Here is an 8,762-nt window from a genome sequence, read left to right on the forward strand (position 1 = left end):
GTTATTCGTTTTCTTCTCGCAGGGTAACCCCGGCGATCCCGGTGTCAATCGGCGCTGCCGCATAGTGCCATGCTCGCCGATGACGCGCGATCAACGCGCAGGAGCTTGCTTCCGCTCCGCGAGCGCCGTCGCCATGGCCGAGATCAGGGGCCGCATGAAATAGGCTTCGTCGGCCGGCGAGACGTCCGTGCGCAAACCATGCGCGGTGAGCTCGCCCGAGACCGCCGGTCCTACCGACGCGATCAGCGTCCGCTCGAGACCTGCGCGCAGCTTCGCCTCGCTGCCGTGGGCTTTCGCGGCTTCGATCAGCCGGCGGACCTGCCCGAGATTGGTCAGCGCGATGGAATCGATCCGCCCTTCGGCCATGTCGTCGATGGCGGTGACGATGTTGGCATCCGCCGCCTTGGAATCGTAGGCATAGGGCAGCACGCTATCGACCTCGGCCCCTTGCGCCGACAGCGCATCGGTCAGCGCGCTGTGATCCTTGTCGGGATAGAGCTGGAGGCCGAGGCGATGCCCCTTCAGGTCGAGATTGCCCAACATCTCGATCACGCCCTCGGTGGTCGGCTTCTCCGTGGTCTGCTGCGCCTCGAGCCCGACTTCGCGCAGTGCCTTGCCGGGCTTCGGGCCACGGGTGAATTTCCGCGATCCGGCAAGCGCCGCCACGAGGGCCTGATCGAGCCCTCGCGCGACGGCGAGCTTCATGATCCGCCGCAGTCCTTCGCCGGTCATCAGCACGAGATCGTCGAAGGGCTTGTCGATGGCACGGCGGATCCAGACCTCGACCGGGGCGGGGTCCGGTGCATCCTGTATGGTGAACATCGGGCATTGCACGACCTCGGCGCCTTGCTCGGCCAGCAGCTTCGAAAACTGCGCCTCCTCGCGCGTTTCGAGGATCAGGATGCGGGTGCCGTTCAAACGGTCGGCCATGAGCCTACTCCGGTCAGTCAAAGCAATGGTGCGTTCATCCTGACTCCACCGTCGGGATTGGCGCAAGGGTGGGGTCGGTGATAGAGCAGGGCGCGATCGCGGATCGTTCCGCAGCCGTTGCCCAAACCTTCATCAAGGCCCATGCCAGATCATCAATATGTCCTGACCCTGTCCTGTCCGGATCGTCCCGGCATCGTCTCGGCGGTGTCGACTTTCCTGGCCCATAACGGACAGAACATTCTCGACGCCCAGCAGTTCGACGACATCGAGACCAACAAGTTCTTCATGCGGGTGGTGTTCACCGCCGCCGATCTCGCCGTGGAGCTGTCGGCGCTCCAGACCGGCTTTGCCGCGATCGCCGAGCGTTTCGGCATGGAATGGCAGATGCGAGATCGCGCCGCGCTTCGCAAGGTGATGCTGCTGGTATCGAAGTCCGACCACTGCCTGGTCGACATCCTCTATCGCTGGCGCACCGGCGAGCTGCCGATGACTTTGGCCTCAATCGTCTCCAATCATCCGCGCGAGGTCTATGACGGGCTCGATTTCGGCGGGGTTCCATTCCACTATCTGCCTGTTACGAAAGAGACCAAGCGCGATCAGGAGGCGCAGATCCTCGACCTCGTCGCCAAGACCGGGACGGATCTCGTCGTGCTTGCCCGCTATATGCAGATATTGTCGGACGATCTCTCGGCAAATCTGTCGGGACGCTGCATCAACATCCACCACTCATTCCTGCCGGGTTTCAAGGGCGCAAAACCCTATCACCAGGCCCATGAGCGTGGCGTCAAGCTGATCGGCGCCACCGCGCATTACGTCACGCGCGACCTCGACGAGGGCCCGATCATCGACCAGGACGTCGAGCGCATCAGCCACCGCGATACCCCCGAGGATCTCGTCCGAAAGGGCCGCGATATCGAGCGCCGCGTGCTGGCGCGCGCGATTCGCTACCATCTCAACGACCGCGTCATCCTCAATGGCCGCAAGACCGTGGTGTTCGTGGATTGATTTGGCCCACCTCTCGCCGCAAGCGGCGAGAGGGCACGACTTAACGCACCGCGGTGCCGGAGGCCGAGCCCGTTGCGCCCTTCTGCGCCTGCTCTTCCTTTTCGCGATCCGCTGCCGGCATCAGCCGCTTGCGCTCGCGCTCCTTCATGTAGGCATCGTATTGTGGCGTGCCCGCCCGCGGCGGGGCGTCCGCCGGCAAGCCGCCGGCCCATTGCGGGACGTAGTCGCCCATGCCGGACGAGAGCTTTTCGTTGACGGTGCCGCAGCCGGACAGGCCCGCGGAGAGCGCGAGGAGGATCAGGAGGGAACGGAAGAATCTGGGCATTGTACGGGGGCGCGCGCGATCAATCGTGTTGGACGCCAAGTCAGGCTGGCACCGGGAGAGTAGCCTTCAACAGGTAAAATAGACTTATTCGAGGTAGGTAACGTGCTACCGGAGTATGTCGGCCCCGAGCCTTGGCCGATGTGCAAATTCTGCAAACAAAAGACGAAATCCTCCATCCCCTCGGCTGGCTGCGTTTCTAGACTGCTGCAAGAGCTCGCGACAAAGTGGCTTGATTGGAGATGAAGCTTTTTCGTTGACAGGTCCATTTTGTTTGTACAATCGTACAAATGAAGGTGATCGTAGTCACGATGCCGAGGTTACCCGGACGTGACCCGATATCGCTTCTGCCGTCGACAATCGGAACGCTCGGCTTGCGCCGAATGGTCGCCAAACGTCCGATTGACAATAAGGGCGCGAAAGACGCCATGTGGCGCGCGACATCACGCGTGCGTGAGCTAAACCTAAGGACCGGGCACTCGGTCCGGCGCACAAGAGATCAGGAATGAAGGGGAGGGACATCTGATGTTCGAACGCAAACAACTGTCTCGTACGACTATTTGGGCCGCTGCAGCTACCGCCATCGCGGGCCTTGCGGCCATCGCTCCGGCCAGGGCTGAGGACAGCGTCAAGGTCGGCCTGATCCTGCCGATGACCGGCGGCCAGGCCTCGACCGGCAAGCAGATCGAGAACGCGATCAAGCTCTACATGCAGCAGAAGGGCGACACCGTCGCCGGCAAGAAAATCGAGATCATCCTCAAGGACGATGCTGCGATTCCGGACAAAACCAAGACCGCCGCGCAGGAGCTGATCGTCAACGACAAGGTCCATTTCATCGCCGGCTTCGGCGTGACGCCGGCCGCGCTCGCGGCGGCGCCGCTGGCCACGCAAGCCAAGATCCCGGAAGTCGTGATGGCGGCCGGCACCTCCATCATCACCGAGCGCTCGCCCTATATTGTGCGCACCAGCTTCACCCTGGCGCAATCCTCCACCATCATCGCCGACTGGGCGGTGAAAAACGGCATCAAGAAGGTGGCGACGCTGACCTCGGACTACGCGCCGGGCAATGACGCGCTCAACTTCTTCAAGCAGAACTTCACCGCCGGTGGCGGCGAGGTGGTCGAAGAGGTGAAGACGCCGCTTGCCAATCCGGATTTCGCACCGTTCCTCCAGCGTATGAAGGATGCCAAGCCTGACGCGATCTTCGTGTTCGTGCCGGCCGGCCAGGGCGGCAACTTCATGAAGCAGTATGCCGAGCGCGGGCTCGACAAGGCCGGCATTAAGGTGATCGGACCGGGCGACGTGACCGACGACGATCTCCTCAACAACATGGGCGACGCCGTGCTGGGCACGGTCACCGCGCACCTCTATTCGGCGGCGCATCCCTCGCAGATGAACAAGGATTTCGTCGCGGCCTACAAGAAGGCGTACGGAAACCGGCCGGGCTTCATGGCAGTGAGCGGCTATGATGGCATTCACCTGATCTACGAAGCGTTGAAGAAGACCAATGGCGACACCGACGGCACCAAGCTGGTCGAAGCCATGAAGGGCCAGAAGTGGGAGAGCCCGCGCGGGCCGATCTCGATCGACCCCGAGACCCGCGACATCGTGCAGAACATCTACATCCGGAAGGTCGAGAAGGTCGACGGCGAGCTCTATAACGTCGAGTTCGCGACCTTCGAGGCCGTCAAGGATCTCGGCAAGACTAAGAAGTAACGCGCGAAAGCGCGTCATCCCCGAGCGCGCATCGGGGATCTCGCCCGCCACTCTCGTCATGACCGGGCTTGACCCGGGCAACGACGCGAGAGCCGAACCAAGAACGTGGATGGCCGGGACAAGCCCGGCCATGACGATAACTCCAAGCTGAGACGATGACCTCAATCCTCACCAACCTGTTCGATGGCGTTGCCTACGGCATGCTGCTGTTCGTGCTGGCTTGCGGGCTCGCGGTCACGCTCGGCTTGATGAACTTCGTCAACCTCGCCCATGGCGCCTTCGCGATGGCCGGCGGCTATGTCTGCATGGTGCTGGTCAACCGGATGGGCTGGCCATTCTTCGCTGCATTGCCGCTTGCCTTCGTCTCCTCTGCTGCGATCGGCATCGTGCTCGAGCGCACGCTGTACCGACACCTCTATGCGCGCAGCCATCTCGATCAGGTGCTGTTCACGATCGGCCTCACGTTCATGTCGGTCGCGGCCGTCGACTACATCCAGGGCTCCTCGCGGGTCTTCATCAACTTGCCGGCAGCGCTCCAGGGCCAGTTCGACGTGTTCGGAGTCGGCATCGGCCGCTACCGCCTGATGATCATCGTGATCTGCGGGCTGCTCACCATTGGTCTCCAGATGGTGCTGGCCAAGACGCGGTTCGGCAGCCGTCTGCGCGCCGCGGTCGACGATCCCCGCGCCGCGAGCGGCCTCGGCATCAACGTGCCGCAGGTGTTCGCTTTCACATTTGCCTTTGGTTGCGGCCTGGCCGGTCTCGGCGGCGCGCTGAGTGCCGAAATCCTCGGCCTCGACCCGTACTTTCCGCTGAAATTCATGATCTACTTCCTGATCGTGGTCACCGTGGGCGGCTCGTCCTCGATCACCGGCCCGTTTCTGGCCTCGCTGCTGCTCGGCATCGGCGACGTCGCTGGCAAATATTACGTCCCGAAGATGGGGCCTTTCGTGATCTACACCATGATGATCGTGATCCTGATCTGGCGCCCGAACGGTCTGTTCGGCCGCACGGCCGCGCGTTGAGTTCGCCGATGAGCGTCTCCTCCGACGTCGGCTATCACGCCCAGCGCAAGGCCCGCTGGCATTATGGCGAGGCCGCTTTCTGGCTGATCGTGCTGGCCTGCGGCTTCGTATTTCCCACGCGTTATTTGATCATGACGGACATCCTGCGGCTCGCGCTGTTTGCGATGTCGCTCGATCTGATCCTCGGCTACGCTGGCATCGTCTCGCTCGGCCATGCCGCCTTCTTCGGCGTCGGCGCCTACGCGGCGGGGCTTCTTGCGCTGCACGGAATCATCAACGAACCCGTGCTTGCGCTTGTCGTCGCCGGCCTTGTCGCGATGGTGCTCGGCTTCGCCACCAGCTTCCTCGTGATCCGCGGCGTCGACCTGACGCGGCTGATGGTGACGCTCGGCATCGCGTTGTTGCTCGAGGCGCTGGCCGAACGCTTCTCCAACATCACCGGCGGCACCGACGGCCTGCAGGGTATCGAGATGCAGCCGATCTTCGGTGAGATCCCATTCGATATGTTCGGCAAGACCGGCTTCTTCTATTCGCTCGCCGTTCTGTTCTTGTTGTTCCTGTTCGCCCGCCGCGTCGTGCATTCGCCGTTCGGACTGTCATTGCGCGCGATCAAGAACAACCCGCTGCGCGCGGCCGCTATCGGCATCCCCGTCAACCGCCGCTTGATTGCGATCTACACGCTCGCAGCGTTCTATGCCGGCATCGCAGGCGCGCTGTTCACCCAGACCACCGCGATCGCCTCGCTCGATGTGTTCTCCTTCGAGCGCTCGGCGGACCTGATGCTGGTGCTCGTGATCGGCGGCACCGGCTATCTCTACGGCGGGCTGATCGGCGCAGTGCTGTTTCGTATGCTGCAGGAATTGTTCTCGACCATCACCCCGCAATACTGGCAGTTCTGGATCGGCCTCGTGCTCGTCGTGATCGTCCTTATCGGCCGGCAGCGACTGCATCGCTGGATGTTGTATGTGCCCAATCTGGTCATCAGGCAGATAGCCGGGCGCAAGGCCGTCGTCGCCGTGCCGGAGAGCGACGCATGACCATCGCGCTCGAAACCCAAAGTCTCGAAAAGCAGTTTGGCGGTCTGCGTGTCACTCGCGACTTGTCGCTAAAAATCGAACAAGGCGCCCGTCACGCGCTGATCGGCCCGAACGGCGCCGGCAAGACCACGGTCATCAACCAGCTCACCGGCGTGCTCAAGCCGAACTCGGGCCGCATCCTGCTCGAAGGCCAGGACATCACGGATCTGCCCGTGCACAAGCGCGTGTTGCGCGGCTTGTCGCGCACCTTCCAGATCAACCAGCTCTATCCCGACCTGACCCCGCTCGAGACCATCGGTCTCGCTGTCTCAGAGCGCCTCGGCCATGGCGGCGACTGGTGGCGGCGGATGGGTACGCGCAGCGACGTCAACGGCGAGATCGCCGACCTCCTGACGCGCTTCCACCTGCTCGACGTCATGAACGAACAGACCGTAACGCTGCCTTACGGCAAGCAGCGCCTGCTCGAGATCGCGGTCGCGATCGCCGCCAAGCCGCGCGTGCTGCTGCTGGACGAGCCCGCCGCCGGCGTGCCCGAGAGCGAGCGCCACGACATTCTCGCCGTGGTAGGCAGCCTGCCGCGCGACGTCACCGTGCTGCTGATCGAGCACGACATGGACCTCGTGTTCTCCTTCGCCGACCGCATCTCTGTCCTGGTCTCCGGCGCGCTGCTCACCGAAGGCCCGCCCGAGCAGGTTGCGCGCGACCCGCAGGTCAAGGCGGTCTATCTCGGCGAGGAGGCGGTTAATGTCTGACCTGCTCGCGATCGACTCGCTTCGAGCCGGCTACGGCGAGGCCGTGGTGCTGCCTAACATGTCGCTGCGTCTAGCCGAAGGTCAGGTGCTGGCGCTGTTGGGGCGCAACGGCACCGGCAAGACCACGCTGATCAACTCCATCGTCGGCGTCACCCGTCGCTTCTCCGGCACTGTCGGGCTGGGTGGTACCGACGTCACGACCTTGCGGCCGGACCAGCGGGCGCGCGCCGGGATCGGCTGGGTGCCGCAGGAGCGCAACATCTTCCGCTCTCTCACGGTGGAGGAGAACATGTCCGCAGTGGCCCAGCCCGGCCCCTGGACCGTCGAGAGGGTTTACGAGATGTTCCCGCGGCTGAAGGAGCGGCGTAGCAATTTCGGCAACCAGCTCTCCGGCGGCGAGCAGCAGATGCTGGCGATCGGCCGCGCGCTGACCCTCAATCCGAAAGTGCTTCTCCTGGACGAGCCGACCGAGGGCCTCGCCCCCATCATCGTCGAGGAGCTCTTGAAAGCGATCGGGACCATCACGCGGGCGGGCGGCATCTGCTCGATCATCGTCGAGCAGAATGCCCAAAAGATTCTGGGGCTGGCCGACCGTGTTGTGATATTGGAGCGCGGAACGATCGTCCACGACGCTCCGAGCGCCGCGCTGAAGGCCGACCCGTCGGTCCTCGAGCGCCACCTCGGCGTCGCAGGGGCGGCGGCCCATTAAAAATAACTGGGAGTAAGAAATGCAGCGAACCAAAGCCCCCTTCCGCGCCGACGAGGTCGGCAGCCTCCTGCGTCCCGCCAAGATCAAGGAAGCCCGCGCCAGGCTGGAGAAGGGCGAGATCTCGGCCGACGATCTGCGCAAGATCGAGGACATGGAGATCGAGAAGGTCGTGCATAAGCAGGCCTCGCTCGGCCTGAAGCTCGCGACCGACGGCGAATTCCGCCGCTCCTGGTGGCATTTCGACTTCCTGGCCAAGCTCACCGGCTGCGAAATGTTCCACCCCGACACGGGCATCCAGTTCGCGGGCGTCGAGACGCGGCATGACGCGGTGCGGGTGATCGGCAAGCTCGATTTCCCCGATGACCACCCGATGCTGGATCACTTCCGCTTCCTGAAGAAGGTCGCCGACCAGGCCCACGTCACCGCCAAGATGACGATCCCTTCGCCGGCGGTGCTGCACTTCCGCGGTGGCCGCAAGGCGATCTCCAAGGACGTCTATCCCGATCTCGACGCCTTCTACGAGGACCTCGGCAAGACCTACCGCAAGGCCGTGAAGGCGTTCTACGACGCCGGCTGCCGCTATCTCCAATTCGACGACACCGTGTGGGCCTATCTCTGCTCGCCGGACGAATTGCAGAAGGCGCGGGAGCGGGGCGACAATCCCGAGGGCCTCCAGCAGATCTATGCGCGCGTCATCAACTACGCGCTGGCCGAGAAGCCCGCCGACATGGTGGTGACGACGCATGTCTGCCGCGGCAATTTCCGTTCGACCTGGATTTCGTCAGGCGGCTACGAGCCGGTTGCCGAGACCATGCTCGCCGGCACCAATTACGACGGCTATTTCCTCGAGTACGACAGCGACCGTGCCGGTGGCTTCGAGCCGCTGCGCTTCCTGCCCAAGGGCAACAAGGTCGTCGTGGTCGGCGTCATCACCTCGAAGTTCGGTGAGCTCGAGAACAAGGACGCGATCAAGCGCCGTCTCGAGGAAGCCGCCAAGTTCGCCCCGCTGGAGCAGCTCGCCCTCTCCCCGCAGTGCGGTTTTGCGTCGACGGAGGAAGGCAACGTCCTCTCCGAAGAGGAGCAGTGGGCCAAGCTCAGCCTCGCCGTCGAGATCGCAAAGGAAGTGTGGGGCAATTGAGCTCTACGCAGCCCGTCTCGTGAGTGACGGTTAACCGGTGCAACACCCTCGGTGTCGTCCCGGCGAAGGCCGGGACCGATAACCACAGGACGTAGTTTGGCGAAGACTCGGAGTTGCCGCCTTGGCGT

At 63.4% G+C, this 8,762-nt stretch carries 9 protein-coding genes; 7 read left to right on the plus strand and 2 right to left on the minus strand.

Translation table 11 applies throughout. The features are described from left to right. Positions 1-90: 90 nt before the first annotated feature. A complete protein-coding gene (locus AC0L3P_RS33925) occupies positions 91-930 on the minus strand; it encodes a uroporphyrinogen-III synthase (protein ID WP_473308629.1) in 840 nt (279 codons plus the stop codon). Between the two features lie 141 nt (positions 931-1,071). Here AC0L3P_RS33925 and purU point away from each other — a divergent pair, with 141 nt between their 5' ends. Beyond that, positions 1,072-1,935 carry a formyltetrahydrofolate deformylase gene (gene purU / locus AC0L3P_RS33930; protein ID WP_473308630.1) on the plus strand — a complete coding sequence of 288 codons (864 nt, stop codon included), beginning with the start codon at positions 1,072-1,074 and terminating at the stop codon, positions 1,933-1,935. 40 nt (positions 1,936-1,975) lie between these two features. On the opposite strand, the gene AC0L3P_RS33935 is transcribed toward purU, so the two are convergent. After that, positions 1,976-2,260: a hypothetical protein gene (locus AC0L3P_RS33935; protein WP_354057963.1), complete on the minus strand. Its 285-nt coding sequence runs from the start codon at positions 2,258-2,260 to the stop codon at positions 1,976-1,978. Between the two features lie 522 nt (positions 2,261-2,782). Between AC0L3P_RS33935 and AC0L3P_RS33940 the strand changes: the two genes are divergently transcribed. From AC0L3P_RS33940 to AC0L3P_RS33965, 6 genes are all read left to right on the plus strand, one after another. Next, entirely contained in the window at positions 2,783-3,973 is a 1,191-nt protein-coding gene (locus tag AC0L3P_RS33940) for an ABC transporter substrate-binding protein (RefSeq protein ID WP_275169913.1), read from the plus strand. A gap of 155 nt (positions 3,974-4,128) precedes the next feature. Next, positions 4,129-4,998, plus strand: coding sequence for a branched-chain amino acid ABC transporter permease (locus AC0L3P_RS33945; protein WP_007612509.1), 870 nt, complete (start codon positions 4,129-4,131; stop codon positions 4,996-4,998). A gap of 8 nt (positions 4,999-5,006) precedes the next feature. After that, positions 5,007-6,035 (plus strand): branched-chain amino acid ABC transporter permease, encoded by a 1,029-nt coding sequence (locus AC0L3P_RS33950; protein WP_473308631.1) that lies wholly within the window; start codon positions 5,007-5,009, stop codon positions 6,033-6,035. Continuing rightward, entirely contained in the window at positions 6,032-6,787 is a 756-nt protein-coding gene (locus AC0L3P_RS33955) for an ABC transporter ATP-binding protein (RefSeq protein ID WP_473308632.1), read from the plus strand. Before AC0L3P_RS33950 ends, AC0L3P_RS33955 begins: the two co-directional genes overlap by 4 nt. Then, on the plus strand, positions 6,780-7,496 hold the full coding sequence (locus tag AC0L3P_RS33960; RefSeq protein WP_354254809.1) for an ABC transporter ATP-binding protein: 717 nt from the start codon (positions 6,780-6,782) through the stop codon (positions 7,494-7,496). The genes AC0L3P_RS33955 and AC0L3P_RS33960 overlap by 8 nt, the downstream gene beginning before the upstream one ends. A gap of 19 nt (positions 7,497-7,515) precedes the next feature. Continuing rightward, positions 7,516-8,634, plus strand: a complete 1,119-nt coding sequence (locus AC0L3P_RS33965; protein WP_275169917.1) for a cobalamin-independent methionine synthase II family protein — start codon at positions 7,516-7,518, stop codon at positions 8,632-8,634. Positions 8,635-8,762: the final 128 nt, after the last annotated feature.

Source organism: Bradyrhizobium sp. WSM4874 (genome assembly GCF_055811835.1).

Excerpts from the sequence above, each read along its gene's own strand:
- AC0L3P_RS33925 (WP_473308629.1), bottom strand. The coding sequence starts at position 930 with ATGGCCGACCGTTTGAACGGCACCCGCATCCTGATCCTCGAAACGCGC.
- purU (WP_473308630.1), top strand. The coding sequence starts at position 1,072 with ATGCCAGATCATCAATATGTCCTGACCCTGTCCTGTCCGGATCGTCCC.
- AC0L3P_RS33935 (WP_354057963.1), bottom strand. The coding sequence starts at position 2,260 with ATGCCCAGATTCTTCCGTTCCCTCCTGATCCTCCTCGCGCTCTCCGCG.
- AC0L3P_RS33940 (WP_275169913.1), top strand. The coding sequence starts at position 2,783 with ATGTTCGAACGCAAACAACTGTCTCGTACGACTATTTGGGCCGCTGCA.
- AC0L3P_RS33945 (WP_007612509.1), top strand. The coding sequence starts at position 4,129 with ATGACCTCAATCCTCACCAACCTGTTCGATGGCGTTGCCTACGGCATG.
- AC0L3P_RS33950 (WP_473308631.1), top strand. The coding sequence starts at position 5,007 with ATGAGCGTCTCCTCCGACGTCGGCTATCACGCCCAGCGCAAGGCCCGC.
- AC0L3P_RS33955 (WP_473308632.1), top strand. The coding sequence starts at position 6,032 with ATGACCATCGCGCTCGAAACCCAAAGTCTCGAAAAGCAGTTTGGCGGT.
- AC0L3P_RS33960 (WP_354254809.1), top strand. The coding sequence starts at position 6,780 with ATGTCTGACCTGCTCGCGATCGACTCGCTTCGAGCCGGCTACGGCGAG.
- AC0L3P_RS33965 (WP_275169917.1), top strand. The coding sequence starts at position 7,516 with ATGCAGCGAACCAAAGCCCCCTTCCGCGCCGACGAGGTCGGCAGCCTC.